At 55.9% G+C, this 17,734-nt stretch carries 16 protein-coding genes; 9 read left to right on the top strand and 7 right to left on the bottom strand.

What is annotated here, in order from left to right; genetic code table 11:
* Positions 1-26: 26 nt before the first annotated feature.
* Entirely contained in the window at positions 27-923 is an 897-nt protein-coding gene (locus JMV15_RS04260; RefSeq protein WP_038449482.1) for a LysR family transcriptional regulator, read from the bottom strand.
* Positions 924-1,022: 99 nt separating this feature from the next.
* On the opposite strand from JMV15_RS04260, the gene JMV15_RS04255 reads away from it, so the two are divergent.
* On the top strand, positions 1,023-1,694 hold the full coding sequence (locus tag JMV15_RS04255; RefSeq protein ID WP_014717591.1) for an NADPH-dependent F420 reductase: 672 nt from the start codon (positions 1,023-1,025) through the stop codon (positions 1,692-1,694).
* A gap of 64 nt (positions 1,695-1,758) precedes the next feature.
* On the opposite strand, the gene mqo is transcribed toward JMV15_RS04255, so the two are convergent.
* Positions 1,759-3,405, bottom strand: a complete 1,647-nt coding sequence (gene mqo / locus JMV15_RS04250) for a malate dehydrogenase (quinone) (protein ID WP_014717590.1) — start codon at positions 3,403-3,405, stop codon at positions 1,759-1,761.
* A 481-nt stretch (positions 3,406-3,886) separates the two neighbouring features.
* On the opposite strand from mqo, the gene JMV15_RS04245 reads away from it, so the two are divergent.
* Positions 3,887-5,074 carry an MFS transporter gene (locus JMV15_RS04245; protein WP_014717589.1) on the top strand — a complete coding sequence of 396 codons (1,188 nt, stop codon included), beginning with the start codon at positions 3,887-3,889 and terminating at the stop codon, positions 5,072-5,074.
* Positions 5,075-5,744: 670 nt separating this feature from the next.
* Here the strand turns inward: JMV15_RS04245 and JMV15_RS04240 are convergent.
* From JMV15_RS04240 to JMV15_RS04230, 3 genes are all read right to left on the bottom strand, one after another.
* Positions 5,745-5,963 (bottom strand): hypothetical protein, encoded by a 219-nt coding sequence (locus JMV15_RS04240; RefSeq protein WP_081339059.1) that lies wholly within the window; start codon positions 5,961-5,963, stop codon positions 5,745-5,747.
* Positions 5,964-6,110: 147 nt separating this feature from the next.
* Positions 6,111-6,476 (bottom strand): DUF6124 family protein, encoded by a 366-nt coding sequence (locus tag JMV15_RS04235; protein WP_038449480.1) that lies wholly within the window; start codon positions 6,474-6,476, stop codon positions 6,111-6,113.
* A 432-nt stretch (positions 6,477-6,908) separates the two neighbouring features.
* Entirely contained in the window at positions 6,909-7,325 is a 417-nt protein-coding gene (locus tag JMV15_RS04230) for a hypothetical protein (RefSeq protein ID WP_196770410.1), read from the bottom strand.
* Here JMV15_RS04230 and JMV15_RS04225 point away from each other — a divergent pair.
* The 5 genes from JMV15_RS04225 (at position 7,324) to JMV15_RS04205 (ending at position 12,671) form a co-directional block, all read left to right on the top strand.
* Positions 7,324-7,566: a CopG family ribbon-helix-helix protein gene (locus JMV15_RS04225; protein ID WP_038449478.1), complete on the top strand. Its 243-nt coding sequence runs from the start codon at positions 7,324-7,326 to the stop codon at positions 7,564-7,566. The two genes, JMV15_RS04230 and JMV15_RS04225, sit on opposite strands and share 2 nt — an antisense overlap.
* A 516-nt stretch (positions 7,567-8,082) precedes the next feature.
* On the top strand, positions 8,083-9,093 hold the full coding sequence (locus JMV15_RS04220; protein WP_201491302.1) for a hypothetical protein: 1,011 nt from the start codon (positions 8,083-8,085) through the stop codon (positions 9,091-9,093).
* Between the two features lie 1,323 nt (positions 9,094-10,416).
* A complete protein-coding gene (locus JMV15_RS04215) occupies positions 10,417-11,445 on the top strand; it encodes a hypothetical protein (RefSeq protein ID WP_201491301.1) in 1,029 nt (342 codons plus the stop codon).
* Positions 11,414-11,800 (top strand): hypothetical protein, encoded by a 387-nt coding sequence (locus JMV15_RS04210; RefSeq protein ID WP_201491300.1) that lies wholly within the window; start codon positions 11,414-11,416, stop codon positions 11,798-11,800. Before JMV15_RS04215 ends, JMV15_RS04210 begins: the two co-directional genes overlap by 32 nt.
* Positions 11,787-12,671, top strand: a complete 885-nt coding sequence (locus JMV15_RS04205; RefSeq protein WP_201491299.1) for an alpha/beta hydrolase family protein — start codon at positions 11,787-11,789, stop codon at positions 12,669-12,671. Before JMV15_RS04210 ends, JMV15_RS04205 begins: the two co-directional genes overlap by 14 nt.
* 147 nt (positions 12,672-12,818) lie before the next feature.
* Here JMV15_RS04205 and JMV15_RS04200 read toward each other — a convergent pair whose 3' ends face one another.
* Together JMV15_RS04200 and JMV15_RS04195 are read right to left on the bottom strand one after the other, a co-directional pair.
* Positions 12,819-13,886 (bottom strand): phage portal protein, encoded by a 1,068-nt coding sequence (locus JMV15_RS04200; RefSeq protein ID WP_201491298.1) that lies wholly within the window; start codon positions 13,884-13,886, stop codon positions 12,819-12,821.
* Positions 13,886-15,643, bottom strand: coding sequence for a terminase ATPase subunit family protein (locus JMV15_RS04195; protein ID WP_201491297.1), 1,758 nt, complete (start codon positions 15,641-15,643; stop codon positions 13,886-13,888). The genes JMV15_RS04200 and JMV15_RS04195 overlap by 1 nt, the downstream gene beginning before the upstream one ends.
* A 152-nt stretch (positions 15,644-15,795) precedes the next feature.
* Here JMV15_RS04195 and JMV15_RS04190 point away from each other — a divergent pair, with 152 nt between their 5' ends.
* Both JMV15_RS04190 and JMV15_RS04185 read left to right on the top strand, forming a co-directional pair.
* The gene (locus JMV15_RS04190; protein WP_201491296.1) at positions 15,796-16,674 is read left to right on the top strand and encodes a GPO family capsid scaffolding protein; all 879 of its coding nucleotides are present in this window, start codon (positions 15,796-15,798) and stop codon (positions 16,672-16,674) included.
* Positions 16,675-16,719: 45 nt separating this feature from the next.
* Positions 16,720-17,727 carry a phage major capsid protein, P2 family gene (locus tag JMV15_RS04185; protein ID WP_019818191.1) on the top strand — a complete coding sequence of 336 codons (1,008 nt, stop codon included), beginning with the start codon at positions 16,720-16,722 and terminating at the stop codon, positions 17,725-17,727.
* The last annotated feature ends 7 nt before the right edge of the window (positions 17,728-17,734 follow it).

Genomic DNA, 17,734 nt, shown 5'->3' with positions numbered 1-17,734 from the left:
CCGGCGACCGCCACGGTGGTGCTCCTTCATACCGGACCAAAACGTCCCAGCACAGTCTCGACAAAGCAGCGCAACTTGGCGGTACGCTGGCGGTTTGCGGTGTAGACCAAATGCATCGACCGACTCGGAGCCTCAAACTCCGGCAACACCCGCACCAACTCGCCACTCGCCAACGCCGTTCGCAGAAAGTCTTGCGGGCCGAGCACAATGCCAAAACCATCCAATGCCGCCGACATCAATGCCCGGCTTTCATTGATGAGCAAACGGCTGGCCACTCGTACCTTGTAGGAAACCGTGCCCTGGAAAAACACCCACTCTCGATCCGCCGGACGCGATGAAAAGGCGTACCCCAGGCACTCATGACGCTCAAGATCTGCCGGCTTCTGCGGTGTGCCTCGCGCCATCAGGTAAGCCGGTGCAGCGCAGGCCACCAACCGATACGGTGCCAAAGGTCTCGCAGTGAGGCCGCTCGTGCCCAACGGACCAATGCGAAACGCGGCGTCGTAGCCCTCCTCCACCAAGTCGACGAAACGATCCGTCAGGTGCAAATCGACTTCTACCTGTGGATTGTCACGTAAAAACCCGGTGATCAACGGCATCAGGCTGTAGGAGCCAAAGGTCACCGGGGCGGTGACTTTCAGCTTGCCACGCGGCGTGTCGTTCATGACCTGTGCCAGGGCGTCGGCGGCCTCGGCCTCCGTCAGGATATGTTTGCAGCGTTCGTAATACTCCCCTCCCAGTTCAGTCAGGCTTTGTCGACGGGTTGTGCGGTTGAGCAATCGCGCGCCCAGGCGTTGTTCCAACGCGGTGACATGCTTGGCCACCATCTGCGGCGACATGCCCAAGCGTTCGGCGGCCCTCGCATAGGAGCCTAATTCAGCGGCTATCACGAAGGCGTTCATGCTTGACAGGCGATCCATCATTCCCCACTCCCAGTAACAACATCCACATCAAAATGACGATTTATCACGTTATGGTTGCTAATCATCATAGCCACTTCCTACTTCCACTGGAGCAAGCACATGAAGATTGGCGTGATTGGAGCAGGTTTTATCGGGCGTGCCGTGGCGCAACTGGCGCTTGCCGCCGGACATAACGTGATGCTGAGCAATTCCCGCGGCCCACACACCATGAGCAGCGTGGTGAGCGGCATACTCGGTGTGCAAGTGGGCAGCGCAGATGACGCTGCCAGGTTTGGTGACCTGGTACTGGTGGCGATCCCCCTGGAGCACTACCGCAGCGTCCCCGCCCAATGGCTGGAGGGCAAGACAGTGATGGACGCCAACAATTACTACCCCGATCGTGATGGGCATATCCCGCCCCTGGACCGGTTTGAAACCACCACCAGCCGATTGCTGGCTGACCATTTGCCGCAATCACATGTGGTGAAAGTATTTAATGCGATCTTCGCCCCAGACCTGACGCAGGATGCTCGCCCGCACGGCGCGCCTGACCGCCGCGCATTGCCAGTGGCAGCAGATGACGCGACGGCAAAGGCGCAAGTGATGACGTTACTCGACCAACTGGGTTTCGATGCCGTGGATGCTGGAGGGCTGGATGAAAGCTGGCGATTCGAGCGGGCTAAACCGGCGTATTGCGTACCCCTTAACCAAGCGGGCTTGAAGGCGGCGCTGGCAGCGGCCGAGCGTACGGTTGAGCTGCCTCCGGTGGAGCGACACCCGCCGCGCGCCTGATCGTTAGCGCACAAAAAAGCCCGCTGACCGTCACCGGTTCAGCGGGCTTTTTCGTGGGTGTTGCTTACAGCGCCAGATCAGACGCCGGCTTGCTTGGCTCAGCCGCAGGCTTGGCAGCCTCGGTAGCCTGTGGAGCAGCCAGTTGCGGGATCGCAGGTGGCGGGGTCAGTTGCAGCACACCGGCAGTGTAGGCCCATTCCTTGGCAACAGCTTCAGGGCTGTCGTTCAGCTTGGTGCCGTAGCTTGGCACGATCTGGTGCAGTTTTTCCTGCCAGGCCGGGCTGGCTACTTTGTCCTTGAACACCTTTTGCAGCACGGTCAGCATGATCGGAGCCGCGGTGGACGCGCCTGGCGATGCACCCAGCAGGCCTGCGATGGTGTTGTCGGCAGAGCTGACCACTTCGGTACCCAGCTTCAGCACGCCGCCTTGCTCTTCATCACGCTTGATGATCTGCACGCGCTGGCCGGCTTGCCACAGGCGCCAGTCGGACTGCTTGGCGTTCGGGAAGTACTCTTGCAGCGCCTTGAAGCGGTCATCATCAGACAGCATCAGTTGGCCGGCGAGGTACTCGACCAGTGGGTATTCACGAATACCGACTTTGGTCATCGGCCAGATGTTGTGGGTGGTGGTGCTGGTCAGCAGGTCCAGGTACGAGCCTTCCTTCAGGAACTTAGTCGAGAAGGTCGCGAATGGGCCAAACAGAATCACGCGCTTGCCATCCAGCACACGGGTGTCCAGGTGCGGAACCGACATCGGTGGCGAACCTACCGAAGCCTTGCCGTAGGCCTTGGCCAGGTGCTGCTCGGCGATGGTCGGGTTCTCGGTCACCAGGAACGAACCACCCACCGGGAAGCCTGCGTATTCCTTGGCTTCAGGAATGCCCGACTTCTGCAGCAAGTGCAGGGCACCGCCGCCGGCGCCGATGAACACGAACTTGGCGTCGGTTTCAGTCTTGGTGCCGTCTTTGAGGTTTTTGTAGCTCACACGCCACGAACCGTCGTCGTTGCGGGTGATGTCCTGCACTTCGCTCGACAGCTTCAAGTCAAACTTCGGCGTGGTTTGCAGGTGAGCGACGAACTGGCGGGTGATCTCGCCGAAGTTCACGTCGGTACCGATCGGGCTCCAGGTGGCCGCGATTTTCTGGTTGGGATCACGCCCTTCCATCATCAACGGAACCCACTTGGCGATTTGCGCCGGGTCTTCGGAGTACTGCATGCCAGCGAACAGCGGGCTGGCCTTCAGGGCTTCGTAGCGTTTTTTCAGGAACTTGATGTTGTCATCGCCCCACACAAAACTCATGTGCGGAGTGGAGTTGATGAACGAACGCGGGTTCTTCAACACGCCCTGCTGAACCTGCCAGGACCAGAACTGACGGGAGATCTGGAACGCTTCGTTGATCTCGACCGCTTTCGGGATCTCAACGTTGCCGTTCTTGTCTTCCGGGGTGTAGTTCAGCTCAGCCAGGGCCGAGTGACCGGTACCGGCGTTGTTCCAGCCGTTGGAGCTTTCTTCGGCCACGCCATCGAGGCGCTCGACCATCTCCATCGACCAATCCGGTTCCAGCTCATTGAGCCAGACACCCAGGGTTGCACTCATGATGCCGCCGCCGATCAGCAGCACATCGACTTTCTTTGCCTCTTCCGCGTGAACGGACGTGATCCCCATCGACAAAGCCAGCCCCAGCAGGGCAGTGTTTACTTTTTTAAACATCAGTAGCACCTATGATAAAACGCCATCCGCCCTACCGCCCCCGATCATGAGTAACCCTCGTTCACGCTACGTCAGGCAACGTACCGCGGGGTCTGCACAGTCACATAAAGGCTGCAGGGTGGGCACACAAGGCCGATGGATCGACCTCACTGTTATGTCCCTTCTGCGCTGACTTCTTATCATTATTGGCTTCAGCTACCTGGGCGACAGCCAACCGCTGGGACGTATACGGGTGTACGCACCAGGGAAAGACTAGCCCAAGACGGCGCGCAGAATATCACGCTAAACAGCGTTTATGCGCCGTTTGGCCAATTGACAGGCCTAAATCGCGGGTTTTAATGCGCCCCTGTCAAGCCTGGCAGCCGCGACCTGCGGTCACAGGCGTGGAACTCTGCCGAAAATGGCGGTTCTAGACACCTTCGTCGCGGCTTGCGTAGCATCGGCGACGTCCTTCGTGCACACCCTCCACACAGAGTTACCCATGACAATCCAGCAAACACCCGGGCACGTACTGCCCGCGCGCAGCGCCGCCAAAATGGAAGCGGCCATGGCCGTGGGCGCCTTCGCGATCGGCACCGGCGAATTCGCCATCATGGGCCTGATGCCCGACATCGCCCAGAACCTGGGCCTGAGCGAACCCCAGGTGGGCCACGCCATCAGCGCCTACGCCCTGGGCGTCATGGTCGGCGCCCCACTGCTGGCCATCCTCGGCGCCAAGCTGCTGCGCAAACACATGCTGCTGTTGCTGATGGGCCTGTACGCCCTGGGCAACTTCGCCACCGCCTTCACCCCGACCTTCGGCTCGCTGGTGGCCTTCCGCTTTATCAGCGGCCTGCCCCACGGCGCCTACTTCGGCATCGCCGCCGTGGTCGCCTCCAGCATGGTGCCCACCGACAAACGCGCCGGCGCCGTGGCCCGCGTGATGATGGGCCTGACCCTGGCCATGCTGCTGGGCAACCCCATCGCCACCTTCCTCGGCCAACACCTGGGCTGGCGCTCGGCGTTCGCCCTGGTCAGCGTGATCGCCCTGCTCACCATCGCCCTGGTCTGGCAATTCGTGCCCCACCGCCACGACGAACAACGCAGCGACCCACGCAAAGAACTGCGCGCCTTCACCAAACCCCAGGTATGGATGGCCCTGTCCATCGGCGCGATTGGCTTTGCCGGGATGTTCTGCGTATTCAGCTACCTGGCGCCGACCATGCTGGAAGTGACCAAGGTCTCGCCGCAATGGATCCCCTTCGGCCTCGCCGCCTTTGGCGTGGGCGGCATCATCGGCAACATTGCCGGTGGCAAGCTGTTTGATCGCATGCAGTTTCGGGCGGTGGGTTTGATATTGGTATGGTCGATGGCCGTGCTGCTGTTCTTCCCCTTCGCCGCGTCTTCGCTGTGGGGCGTGCTGCTGAGCATGGGGTTGGTGGGCACCATGGTCGCGTTGGCGGCACCGTTGCAGATTCGTCTGATGGACATTGCCCACGAAGCACCGAGCCTGGCGGCAGCATCGAACCATGCGGCGTTCAACCTGGCGAATGCGCTGGGGCCGTGGTTTGGGGGGATGGCGATTACAGCTGGCCTCGGCTGGACCAGCACCGGCTACATCGGCGCCGCGACAGCGCTGGTGGGCCTGGGCCTCTACCTGATCGCCCGGCGTATGAAAGGCGGCCATTAACGGCGCGCCTAATACCGATCAGCTACGCGAACACAATATTCCACACAACGAAGATCCAATGTGTGGAGCTTGCCTACGAAAGCATTGGTTCAGTTATAGATCCAGTGACTGACACGCCGCCTTCGCGAGCAAGCCCTCTCCCACAGGGATCCGAGCCGGGCGCTGATTCTGCGAGCGATACATGGCCAATGTGGGAGCTGGCTTGCCTGCGATAGCGGTATATCAGTAACAGATGAGTTAACTGACCCACCGCCATCGCGAGCAAGCCCTCTCCCATAGGGATCCGAGCCGGGCGCTGATTCTGCGAACGATACATGGCCAATGTGGGAGCTGGCTTGCCTGCGATAGCGGTATATCAGTGACCGATGAATTAACTGACCCACCGCCATCGCAGCATAAATATCTAAATAACTTCGGCACGACGCTGCACCTGTGGCGAGGGAGCTTGCTCCCGTGAAGACCTGACAGCCGACGCTTATCTCCCTGACTCCCACGCTCCAACTGTGGGAGCGGGCTTGCTCGCGAAGACGGCCCGACAGCCGACGAAAATGCGGGATCAGACCGCGTACCTATCCGTTACTCAGGCAACGGCTACTTAGCGTTCCACCCCAACGGCTGCTCACTTTGCAAAGCAGCAAAGCAAGCGAAACACTCTCGCCCCACCACCCCATCAATCATCATGCAACAACCCCGAACCATACTCCCCATAACTACTCCCCAGCCCACTGCCACCGAAATTCATCTTCGCGGCCTTGTTGGGGCTATGGTCACCAAACGCCTGGCATCCACCTGAAAAGCACGGGTCACTGCTCACGGCGGGTGAAGATGAACAAGCGCTTAACAACAACGTGCCGGTGATCATCACGACTTTGACGAGGTTCGAGATCATGGTTTTCAGTTCCCTATGGGCTGGAGGCGCTGGGGTCCTCTCTCGCAGGGAATCGTAGACCTCAACGGCGCAGGGAATTATGAAACTTTGCTGGAAGACAGCATAAGTTCAGGTTGCCGCCTTAGGGCAAGGCGGCAGGGTTAGTTGTCAGGCTTTAACTGAGGCGGTTACAGGCGCAACCTGCTCCTGGGCTCGGTCAACGAGCAGCGAGCTCAACTCGATTAACTGCTGGATGCCCAGGGCGATGGCACGCTGGGAGTCGTCGAGATCGAACGCCAAGGTGACGGCCATTTCGTTGGCGGATGCGAGGTTTTCGGCGGCGTTGGCCAGGAGGGTTTCGGAGTCGGTGGACGGGTTGACGATGAATAGGTTGTCGCTTGGGCGCTCGGTGGGCGCAGCGTCGTCGGATGGGGGCAAGTGATGATGGATTGCTCGCTGGGCTGCGGCTTGAAGCTTGGGATCAGAGGATGCAGCGTTTGAAGCATAAGGCGGATTAGGTGTGACCTTGTACATGGCGAAGCTCCTTAACTATTCAGGAACTACCAGTCTCACTTCCACATGAGAGGTGGCAGCTGTACGCAGGTGTGGAAGACCAGGGCTAAGGACCCGGCGCACCGAAGTGCCCCGCGCACAGCCGCCGAAACACATGATACAGACGTTAAAAAACGCCGGTAGGTGTTTATGACGATTGCGTCTTAGCTCGGTACGGACTTCCACATCCGACCGCTGGTTTTCCAGCGGTTTAGGGAGGTTAGCCAGAGGAGGTCTGAGGGGCAAGCCGAGAAAAGTGTGGGAAGTTTCCCGCTGGGTTTTGGATCAGAGATGAAGGTATGGTGGTCTGACTCCGAAGCGCGACCAATACCTATTATTCGCTGAAAGGAAGCCTAGACTTTTAATACACAGTGGAAGCGAACAACTCCCCCATTGAACATTCAAGACAATTACCTAAGCAAGCTCCCAAGGTTTATCATTTCGGCCATCGACTGGCTTCAACACCCCATCCTTTCTCATCGCCATTGCCGTCCACCGAACGTCGTACTGCCAAGTATAGAGAAGCGAGCCGGACCGCTTTATATCAGACTCATAATGATCCCATATATATTTGGCGACATCCCTCGGCCAGCCAACCCCACCCATGGATTTCAACGCGGTAACAACCCAAGGTTTCATATCCTCTCTTGTAATCATAAATACCTGTTCAAATTTACCGAGATATCGTATCAGACCACCATAACCGGTTTTGAGTTGGTATAGGAAAAGCAAACGATTCACTCCCAGACACACCTCACCACGACCTGTCGATTCAACCCACCGCTCCAAGGCGTAAGATGCCCCAAAACCTTCTTTCATCGAGGCTGCCATGACTGGAATATCCCTAAACCTGCCGGAAGACTTATCCAATTCTCTCGCCGACCTAGCAAAAACCAACGGTCAGACAGCAAGCTACCTAGCAATGGACGTTCTTCGCGACTACATCGAGCACAAAAAAACGCTGACCGCCCAAATTGAGCTGGCAGTAAAGGAAGCCGGCCAAGGCAAATTCGCCACCAATGACCAAGTAGCAGCCATACGCGCTAGGCGCTGGAGCATGAATCCGGGTTGAGTGGCTTGAAAAAGCATTCAAAAATCTGGAAGACGAAGCGAAATAGCTCTCGAAAATCCAAAGGAAAAGGGGGACGGAAAAGGAAGACAGATTTGTTTAATATTAGGGTCTCGCGCCACCCGATCATCACCCAGCCCCTCCGACCCATTCCTGATAAACTGCCCACCCTTCGCATTCTCCATCCAAGACTCCAATGCCTTCAGCCATAGCTCCACCGAAAGCCCTCTCCCGCCGCTTCTCCGTCGCCCCCATGATGGATTGGAGCTACTAACTCTACAGGCCTTTAAATACGCACCCTGTAGCGCACCATAAAAGTTTCCGTACCACTTCTGTACCACCTCCATTCTTCCTTCCTTCGATCTCTCACCTTCCCCCGTAGCCAAACCCATCCGAACCGAGTCAAGATTCAAGCAAATACGCTGTAGCTCACTGACAGCTCCCGCTCTGCAATGAAAGAAGACCCATCTGGGAAGGCACCAGGCCTAAATGGGCCGACGCAGAAGGTATGGAGGCTCTATGTCCGAACTCATAAATGAAAATGCTGCTGCCCACGAATGGGTCACCAATGCCATACGTCGGCATTCCGATGGTGTTTTCGGCAAAATCGTCAGCGGAGTAATTTGGACAAATGCTTGCGGTCCCGATGGCAACCATATTGTTCCTACTGATCCGCAGGAGCTGGTTTTCAAAATCAACAATCATCCACATATCCTTCTGCATGAGCATGATCCGGGCCGACCAAAAGGAAAGGTGATAGAAAGTGCGTACTTTGAAACGGAGGACGGCCACCAGTTTGTTGCTGCTGTATTAGGGTTGTATGCAGGTGGTGACGTTCTGTCTTTTGCGGACATTGGATTCGATGCATCCACGACAGTACCGCTACCAAGAGAGCTACCCGAGCTGTTTGAAAATTTGGTGATTGAATTCGCAATTGACCCCAGGGAGCTCGATGAGGCGTGGGTTGATGCGGTCACCAACGACGCACCGGTCCCGATACAACGTACGGAACTGTCGCATAACGCTGAGTCGTCAGCACTTGAGCTGATTAGAGTTGCCTTGCCCTTCGTAGCTTTAGTCTTCGTCCCGTACGTGACGGCAATTGCGACGGAGGCGGGCAAAGCAACCTATGCGGGAATTAATGGATGGGTTAGACAACTGTTGGCGCACTTCGATGATCGGCGCAATCCTGTACTCGACCTTCACTCCTTCCAAAATGGCTGCCAAGTTTCTTTCCTTTTTCGCGGAACTGATAAGGGTAAGCATAGTGCTGCTATGGACGCCTTGCCGAATGCGGCAACTCAAGCAGCTCAGCTCGTTGAGAGGTTAAGAGCCCAAGGCACGCCCAGTCGCCAATTGATCTACGAGTTTGATAAAGAGATGCTCCGCTGGGCCCCGTCCTTTGCAGTTCTAGATGATGACCGGATGATTACTGACGATCTCGCCCTCATCACAATCGAACAACTCCCTAACGGTCTGAGCCTTGGTCTCACCCGAAAAAACTCCCTTCCTCGGGATCCAGTCACTTAGAGAGCAAGTAATCCTGCCCCAGGGCCCCGTGCTGGCTTCGACCACTCATACGAAGCCGGTCACACTCAAGCCAAATTCCCACCTAATCCCTCTGTGAAGCATTTCGCTCCGTCCCGAGCCTATTCACACACCTCTCAGCACCAGGCATCGACCCTACAAATCATCGCGCAAGCCGACTGCACTGATCGTACGCCTGCGCCTACATGTAGGGGGCAGGTAGTCCAGAATTTTTTGGGCTAGAAAAAAGAGTAACATAAGTAATCTTGACCATTTTTCACGCCCAAGCCATTGAAAATAAGGGGTTTTACGTTTCGAGCAAAAGGTAATCTTTAAGTAATATTGAGGTAATCTGATTACTCTTTATAAATGTAATTCTCTACTTTCATAAAGCCCTTTAAAATCAATAGGTTGGCAGGAAATTACCTTTTCAATTACTTCTCTGTTACTCCTTTTTGTAATCTCAATTCCCACGGAATACGTGGCCTCCAGGCCGTTTCGGTGGGGAGATTACTGAAATTACTCTTTTTGAAACTCCCCCCCTCCCCCCTCAACAGCAGAGCCTCCAGACACGCCTTCAACGAAATACCCCCTCGGTGCAGGGTTCCGCAGGCTTTTGACCACCCCACAACCTTGTTCAGCCCCCCAGCCGGCGCCGTGTTGAGCGGTCCGCAGGGCTGCAGAAAAAACGACCCATTTAGCCCGCAGGCGAGGTGGGGGGACGACGGCGCGCGCCAGGTGACGGCCTACCACGTCCAATCAAAAGCGCCCCAAAATGGTGCGCGACAGCCTATCCAGCCGCGGCTGGGCCTGCCCGTCCTGATCTGGATCATTCTTGGCGCCGTCGGTCCCCTCTGGCGGACGTGGTCGAAGACTTCTTGGACTTTTTACTGCCTTCAATCCCTGTCAGAGAGCTCCGCAGGTAAACGCTCGCATTCCTCGGTCATCACCTGCTGTAACAGATGCAGGGCCGTCAAATTGCCGCCGAAGTATTCGCGCCGCGCCTAGTGGGTGGACTTCGATCACACGGCGGTAACGCTCAACCTCGAGCGCCAGCCGCCGGCATACGGGGTGATTGCTCCAGAAATAGCGCAGATCAGCCTGCTTGAGAGGCCAAAATCGGCACAGCTCGCGAGCCGTTAACTGATATTTTTCGATGTAACGATTGTGTTCATTCGTGTTAAAGGCGAAAATTCACCGGCAGGGAAGCGGCGTCTATACGTGAGCCAGGTGGGTTGCCTATGAGCGACCGTTGCCATCTCTGTAAAACGAAGTCGGCCATCTGTTGACGGCCACTCAAAAGTTTTCCAGATATGGAGTAAGCGAGTGCTTAGCCCGGCAGAACAGAAACAAGCAAAAATGGTGTTTGGGTTGATCAAAGAGGCCAGTAGCCTCGAAGTAGTTCGTGATTTTTTGCGCGACCGCAAAGTCCCCATTACCGCGCCCAATTGGGACGAGCTTTACACTCAAAGAATTCTGCCTGCACTAGAATCGAAAAAACTAACAATCGAAGACCTCTCCGTCCTGTTGCGGCAAGTGGAAGAGTTCGGAAAACAGCACATTTTTCTCTTTAAGTGCCTCCCTGCTGATGCGCAAAAAATACTAGGTAGAGCTCGGGTGGAAGCGGTTGCCACAGAACTTGGTGTCCTCGAGCGCATGTCTATTCCTTTGCACCTCGAAATGCCAGAAGCCCCCGAGATAGTTGATATTAGACTGGAAGATGCCCCTAATGGCTCCGGTCCAATCTCACTGACTGTGAAAATTTGCGAAACTCGGGAAAGCAGCAAACTTGTAGATGATAGTTTGAATGCTGCGATGAGCCAGCGAACTAAGACCTATCAGATAACCAAGAAAAGGGCTATTAGTATCGCTCACTTGGATCGTGATGGCCTCTTACAGATACGAATTGCTTCGAGAGACACCTCGACAAAGTATCACGAACAATTATCTGCAATTATCAGCATGATTCTCAAATTTGTACCGATCAGTGTCTTTGAGCCGGTATCTTTGAGCAAAGCAAAAGATACGCTATATAATAAACAGCAAGATTTCACCGGAATTATTCGATATAGCACTACCACCGCCATGAACGATTTCGGAATATCGATGAACCTCGCTGCATCCAATTTGTCTAAGAACCTTTCGGAAGATGGCGGTTCTTCCGCCGCGATGAAGAGCTTCATGGCAGAAAAAGGTTTTGTGACGGGTTCTAACATTTGGTTTATAATGCCAGATGACGCCAGTCGGCAAATACACGTATATTTGAGCGGCGAGCGGAATGAGTTTGCAATAACCGCTACTTGCACGCCTGGGGAATATTCTTATGTTATCGAAAAGATTCTCTCCCTTAATTGAAGAAAATCCGCAAATTGCAGATGCTCTCGTTAGGGTTGCTGAGCACTTTGAAGATATCGAAAGGGCCAGCGGCGCAAGAGTTTATGAGGTAACCATGAACATCAATCGCCTGTTTGATATTTCCCAAGCAGGAAGCTCCGCGCGCTTCGCGAAATTGACAACACTGCTTGTGCAGGCAGGAATCATGGAACGTCGCTTGGTGATCAGATCACCGCTAGGCCCTGAAATTATGCAGGTTGATAGCTGGTACGAATGCCCTTCGCTTGTCTTCGACCCTTTGAGGGGAGTTGAAATGGAAGTCAGTGATAGCGATCTAGAAACCATGTACAGCGTGGCAAAAGATGAACTCCACTGAAGTTATCAAACTAGTTGAAACATTGTGGGCCGCAACTGACAATAACAAAAGAAAAGAAGTATTTAGTTTGCTGCGCACCACAATACCCAAAGATCAAAAAGATTTGTTCGATGCGTTAGTCGATAACAAACGCAGTGGCATTCGCGACAGTGCAGACTCCAGGATACTAGTACTCATCCACGGAATTCGAACGGATGGTGCTTGGCAACGTGACGTCCAAAGAGAGTTTCTTGGCGTACCGAACTTGCAAGTGCATGACTTAGGCTATGACGTAGTCACTGGAATGCAATTAGCTGGCCCGTTTCGGGCAGGGCCTATTAATAAAATTGTTCGTGACATCAGAAAACTGAAAGACGAAGAGCCGCTCGCTCGAATTTCAGTAATTGCTCACAGCTTTGGCACGTATGTAGTAAGCAGAATCCTAGAGGATCATCCAGACATTAGCTTTGATAAAATTGTGCTGAGTGGGTGTCTTATTAAACGCAGCTACCCGTGGGACCGCAATGCTCGAAACATGCGAAAGAGCTCGATTATTAATGATGTGGGCGTAAGAGATATCTGGCCGCTAATAGCCAGCTGCTGTACTTGGGGATATGGGAGTACTGGGCGTGTTGGATTTAAGAACGCGACTGTAACAGACAGATACTTCAATTACTCTCACAGCGAGTTTTTCGAAAACCATGTACAGCACATTAAGAAGTACTGGCGACCGTTATTTGAATCCGACGAAATTGTTCCATCTGAGTGGGAACTTAATCCGGACCGCCCTAAAACCGGGTTTTTGACTCTCTTCGCAGCCCATCAAAAGACCGGTCTTGCAGGATTACTTCTGTTGTCCATAGCACTCAGCGTATATTTCGTATTCTTCTAGATGCACTGTGTAAGGCGGAAGGCACGCCAAGTTAGGTTAGGCGTGCCTTCCGCCGAATTGTTTATCACAAGCTGAAGTAAACCAGCTCTCCACCTCAATGCCCTTCCGGCCCCTCCAAGGGAAAATCGGTGTAGACATTAGTGATCCTTACTTCGGATTGAGACGAGAGTTGTCGGTAACCAGTTCAAAAGGCCGAAAGCGCACAACCTCCTCGCCAAGCCACTCGTTTACCTGAGCCAACCTCGCCTGCAACGGCTCCAGTTCGTTCACCGCCCAAACCTCAGCTGCCTCCCGCAACGACCCAAAACCGCCAGCGTTCTGCGGCACGATGCCCATCAACTGCGGCGGAATGCGCAACGCCGCGAGCAAGTCGTCGCGGCTGATGTTCTTGATTGAACTGAATTCGTCCTTGGCAGCAACCTCGCTCACCGGGATGAGCTGGATGCCGTCCTTCTTCCCGGCCGGCGCGTACACGAATAGGTTGCGAAAGTTACCCGGCCCTTTCGAGTTCTTCAGCGCGGTGCGCAGTGAGTCGATGTCTTCTTCCTTCTGCGCCGCGTCGGTCATGTACAGGATGAAACCGGCGTGACTACCGTTGTTGTAGTACTTGCGGCGAAAAAGCGTGGCGCTCTCGTTGAGCAGCGCGCTCTGCAGCGCTGCCAGCCACTCCGGCAACCCATAAATCTCTTGATTGATATCGGCCTCACGTAGGTGGCAAATCGAACCGGGTGCAAACTCGTGCTCATCCTTCCAGCCGCGCACCTGGTAATAGGTTTCCATGTCCACACCTCGACGCATGTACTTCGCCAGCGGTGGCAGCAAGCCCATGGTGCTGCGCAGCATGTTGTTGCGCTTTTCCAAGTAGCAGTTGCCGCACCAGAGCCAGTCCAGGGCGAACTGTTCAAAGGCCTGACGGCTCAGCAATCGATGAGGAACGAACGTGCGGGCCAGCATGTTCCGCTTGAAATTGAGGCCGGACTGCAGGTACACACTGGCGCGGGTCGTTTTGGCTAACCCATCCATGGACATAGGTGTTTCGAACCAACGCCCATTGGCCCAGCATTCCAAATAGTCGAGGATCTCCCTGCTATCGAGCACAGGCGCCGGGTCACCGAAGGTGAACGCCTCCACCGGCCCGGATTCAGCTGACAGCACGTCCCCCTCAATGGGTGGCTGAACGGTGGTCAGTTGGGTTCCGCGCTTACGTTTGCTCATCAGTAGGACTCCATAAATCCGGTATTCGCCGTGGTCTGCCCTTCAAGAGGCTCGTTATGCAGGGCGTGGAAGGTCGCCCACGCCAAGTCGGCATGGCCTGTCTCGTCAGTGCGACCGGCCGTGTAAGTGAACATGCGCCCGGAGGCGGTGACTGTTTTGCGGATAGCCATCAACGACTGCGCCATGTCTGTCCAGCCGGCATCGAACTCCAGGCGACCGTTCTTGATGACGTCGTAAGCCTTCAACACCAGGCGCGTTTTGACCTCGGGCGAGTAGCTGAAGGTGGTGATGTTCGGGAAAAACTGTTTCACCAGCTGCGCCACACCGGACCCCATACCAGTGATGTCGATACCGATGTAGGTCACCCAGTATCGTCTGGTGACCTGGCGGATCGCTTCCGCCTGGGCGGCGAAGTCCATTCCGCGGAATTGGTGTCGTTCCAGTACGCGGAACTTGCCGCCGGGAACCGTTGGTGGAGCTATTACCACCAGTGCGGCGCTGTCACCGTTCTCCGCCGGGTCATAGCCAACCCAGACCTGACGGTCGCCAAACGGACGCGCTGCAAATGGTTTGTAGTCCTCGGCCCATAGATCCCAGCTGTCAACCATGCAAGGCTGTAGCATCGCTAACGGGAAAATACTGGCCCCGTCGTCGATGAATTGGCACATCAGCAGGTTCTGGAAAGCCTCGGCATCGTATTCCTGGCGCAGTTCGTCCAGGTCGAACAAGTCGCAGCCACGGTCCTCCGCGTCCAGGATGGTGACGATCTGTCGCCATACCCGGTCTTCACACAGTCGGCCCTGCTGCAGAACATCATGAGAGACGTCGATTTTGACCCGTTGCGCCGCCGGCTTGCCTTTGTTGAACCGCTCACCAGTCCAGAACGTATAGGCCTCGTGGGCCATGCTTGAAGGCGTCGAAAAGTACGTTCGGCGGTATTGCTTCTGCATCGCCATGCCGCTGGCGACCTTGTTGAGTTCCTTGAACTTGAACGTCCAGAAAAATTCGTCGAAGTAGAAGTTGCCGTGATAGCCCTGGGCCGTCCGAGCGTTGGTACCCAGGAAATGCAGCTCGGCGCCATTGCCCAAAATGATCGGATCGCCCGTCAGCTCAACACCGACTACTTCACGGGCAAAGGCCTGAATGTAGGCCTTGAAAATGTGCGCCTGGTTTTTCGAGGCTGACAGGAAGATTTGGTTACGGCCTGTCGTCAGCGCATCGATCAGCGCTTCACGGGCGAAATAGTATGTCGCGCCGATCTGCCGTGATTTGAGTATTGCGCGGGTTCGCTGATTGCCGGCTTTGTACCAATCCAACTGGTACCCGAAACAGCCGTCGATGAACGCTTCCGTCAGTTTTTCAATGTGTTCTTCGTCGAACTCGTTGCGTTTCGGTGCTTTTTTCGGTCCCTCGTTGCGCTTTGCCAGGTTCGGATTCAACTCGGTTTCGGTACCGCCGTCGTTGAAGCGCTGAATACGGGCTTGCCGCTCCAGCTGGCGGTGCAGAAGGTCAATTTCCTTGTAGTCGGCCCCTGACTTCGGGTCTTTTAAGATCAGCTGCACCAGGCGGGCTTCGGTCGCCGCCTGGATACGCTCCAGCGGCGTCGCGCGGTCCCATTCGTCCCGGGCTTTCCAGCTGTGCAGCGTTTTTTCCTTCTCCCCGATCAACTCAGCGATCTCGCACACGCGATAGCCCTGCCAATACAGGTGCTTGGAGTGGCGGCGGTGATCGGTAGGTAGTTCGACGATGGCATTCATGGCGCAGATGCTGCCGCCCGCGCGCGAACAGTTCCCCCTCCGCCCCTTGTAGATCAACGATCTACAACAGCGCCTCGTTGCCCGTCGCGCCCGCGCTCAACAACATGCGCTCATCGCCAAGGCAGACTGCCACCGCACTGAGGGATTCACGCATGGCCGGCAAAACCGACAACCCAGCCAAGAAACAACGCTCCAAGTTCTTCCGCGTCGCCGTTGAAGGCGCCACCACCGATGGTCGTCAGATCGAGCGCCAATGGCTGGTCGACGCTGCCGAAACCTACAGCCAGAACACCTACGGTGCGCGGGTTTGGATTGAGCACATGCGCAGCTTGCTGCCGGATAGCCCTTTTCGCGCTTACGGCGATGTCGTCGCGTTGAAGACGGAAGAGGTCGAGATTGCCGGGGCCAAAAAATTGGCCTTGTTCGCGCAAATCGAACCGACCTCCGACTTGATCGCCATGAACAAAGCACGGCAGAAGCTATACACCAGCATCGAGATTCGGCCGAAGTTTGCCGACACCGGCCGCGCCTATTTGGACGGCATCGCCGTTACCGATACCCCGGCCAGCCTGGGTACTGAGATGCTGACGTTCAGCGCCCAGCACCCGGACATGAACCCGCTGACCAGTCGCAAACGCGATCCCGGCAACCTCTTCTCAGAGGTCGTCGAGATTGAACTTGAATTCGAAGAAGTCGAGGACGAAGGCGGCAAAGTCGCAGGGCTTTTCAGCCGCGTTCTCGACCTAATCGGCAAGAGCAAGGACAAGGAAGGCAAGGACGCCGCCCTATTTACTGAACTCGGCCAGGCTGTTGAGGCCATGGCCGAGCATGTCGCCGGTCAGGGCGAAGCCTTTACCGCCGAAAAAAACGCCCGCGAAAAGCTGCAGACCGCTCACGAGAATCTGTCTGCCGACTTCACCGCGTTGGTTCAACAGCTCGAAAAAACCCCGGACACCACCGGCCAGAAACCGCAGTACTCCGTTCGCCCGCCGGCTACGGGCGGTGACGGCGCACTCGTCACCGACTGCTGATCCAGATCACGGACAACACCCAGCCAAGGAACATCGGAGAACACCATGCGTAACGATACTCGCGTTCTTTTTAACGCTTACCTGCAACAACTCGCCCAATTGCACGGCGTGAGCGACGTCACCACCAAATTCACAGCCGCTCCATCCGTTGCCCAGACGCTGGAAACCCGGATGCAGGAGTCGAGCGCGTTTCTCAGCTCGATCAACGTCTACGGCGTGTCCGAGCAGTCGGGCGAAAAAATCGGCATCGGTATCGACGGCACTATTGCCGGCACTACCGATACCACCCAGCAAGACCGTGAGCCACGCGATCCTACCGGCCTCGACAACCGTAGTTACACCTGCACCCAAACCAACTTCGATACGGGCCTGCGTTACCAGAAGCTGGATCAATGGGCCAAGTTCAAAGACTTCCAGGCGCGTATCCGTGACGCCATCATCCGGGCCCAGGCGCTCAACCGGATCATGATTGGCTGGAACGGTACCAGCCGTGCGGCGACCTCTAAACCGGACATCAACAAGCTGCTGCAGGACGTTAACGTCGGATGGCTGCAAAAGATGCGCCTGGAGAACCCTGCACGCGTTATGAAAGAAGTGGTCGACGGCAGCGGCAAGATCCAGATCGGCGCGGGCAAAGACTTCGAAAACATCGACGCCCTGGTCGTGAGCATGGTCAACGAGTTCATCGAGCCCTGGTACCAGGAAGATACTGACCTGGTGGTGATCTGCGGTCGCCAGCTGCTGGCCGACAAGTACTTCCCGATCATCAACAAAACCCAAGCGCCGACCGAAATGCTTGCGGCCGATATCGTCACCAGCCAGAAGCGCATCGGCAACCTGCCGGCGGTGCGAGTGCCTCACTTCCCGCCGAACGGCCTGCTGGTTACCCGCCTCGACAACCTGTCGATCTACTGGCAGGAAGGCACCCGCCGCCGCACGGTGGTGGATAACGCCAAACGCGACCGTATTGAAAACTACGAGTCGGTCAATGAAGCCTACGTGATCGAAGACCTTGGCTGCGCTGCCATGGCCGAAAACATCACCCTGAGCTAAGGCGAGC

The sequence above is a fragment of the Pseudomonas paracarnis genome, from assembly GCF_904063055.1.
In the GTDB taxonomy this organism is placed as follows: Bacteria; Pseudomonadota; Gammaproteobacteria; order Pseudomonadales; family Pseudomonadaceae; genus Aquipseudomonas; species Aquipseudomonas paracarnis.
This window is presented reverse-complemented; position numbering and strand designations above follow the sequence as displayed.

What these genes read in the sequence shown, in the direction of transcription:
- JMV15_RS04260 (WP_038449482.1), bottom strand. Translation starts at nt 923, where the DNA reads ATGATGGATCGCCTGTCAAGCATGAACGCCTTCGTGATAGCCGCTGAA.
- JMV15_RS04255 (WP_014717591.1), top strand. Translation starts at nt 1,023, where the DNA reads ATGAAGATTGGCGTGATTGGAGCAGGTTTTATCGGGCGTGCCGTGGCG.
- mqo (WP_014717590.1), bottom strand. Translation starts at nt 3,405, where the DNA reads ATGTTTAAAAAAGTAAACACTGCCCTGCTGGGGCTGGCTTTGTCGATG.
- JMV15_RS04245 (WP_014717589.1), top strand. Translation starts at nt 3,887, where the DNA reads ATGACAATCCAGCAAACACCCGGGCACGTACTGCCCGCGCGCAGCGCC.
- JMV15_RS04240 (WP_081339059.1), bottom strand. Translation starts at nt 5,963, where the DNA reads ATGATCTCGAACCTCGTCAAAGTCGTGATGATCACCGGCACGTTGTTG.
- JMV15_RS04235 (WP_038449480.1), bottom strand. Translation starts at nt 6,476, where the DNA reads ATGTACAAGGTCACACCTAATCCGCCTTATGCTTCAAACGCTGCATCC.
- JMV15_RS04225 (WP_038449478.1), top strand. Translation starts at nt 7,324, where the DNA reads ATGACTGGAATATCCCTAAACCTGCCGGAAGACTTATCCAATTCTCTC.
- JMV15_RS04230 (WP_196770410.1), bottom strand. Translation starts at nt 7,325, where the DNA reads ATGGCAGCCTCGATGAAAGAAGGTTTTGGGGCATCTTACGCCTTGGAG.
- JMV15_RS04220 (WP_201491302.1), top strand. Translation starts at nt 8,083, where the DNA reads ATGTCCGAACTCATAAATGAAAATGCTGCTGCCCACGAATGGGTCACC.
- JMV15_RS04210 (WP_201491300.1), top strand. Translation starts at nt 11,414, where the DNA reads ATGTTATCGAAAAGATTCTCTCCCTTAATTGAAGAAAATCCGCAAATT.
- JMV15_RS04205 (WP_201491299.1), top strand. Translation starts at nt 11,787, where the DNA reads ATGAACTCCACTGAAGTTATCAAACTAGTTGAAACATTGTGGGCCGCA.
- JMV15_RS04200 (WP_201491298.1), bottom strand. Translation starts at nt 13,886, where the DNA reads ATGAGCAAACGTAAGCGCGGAACCCAACTGACCACCGTTCAGCCACCC.
- JMV15_RS04195 (WP_201491297.1), bottom strand. Translation starts at nt 15,643, where the DNA reads ATGAATGCCATCGTCGAACTACCTACCGATCACCGCCGCCACTCCAAG.
- JMV15_RS04190 (WP_201491296.1), top strand. Translation starts at nt 15,796, where the DNA reads ATGGCCGGCAAAACCGACAACCCAGCCAAGAAACAACGCTCCAAGTTC.
- JMV15_RS04185 (WP_019818191.1), top strand. Translation starts at nt 16,720, where the DNA reads ATGCGTAACGATACTCGCGTTCTTTTTAACGCTTACCTGCAACAACTC.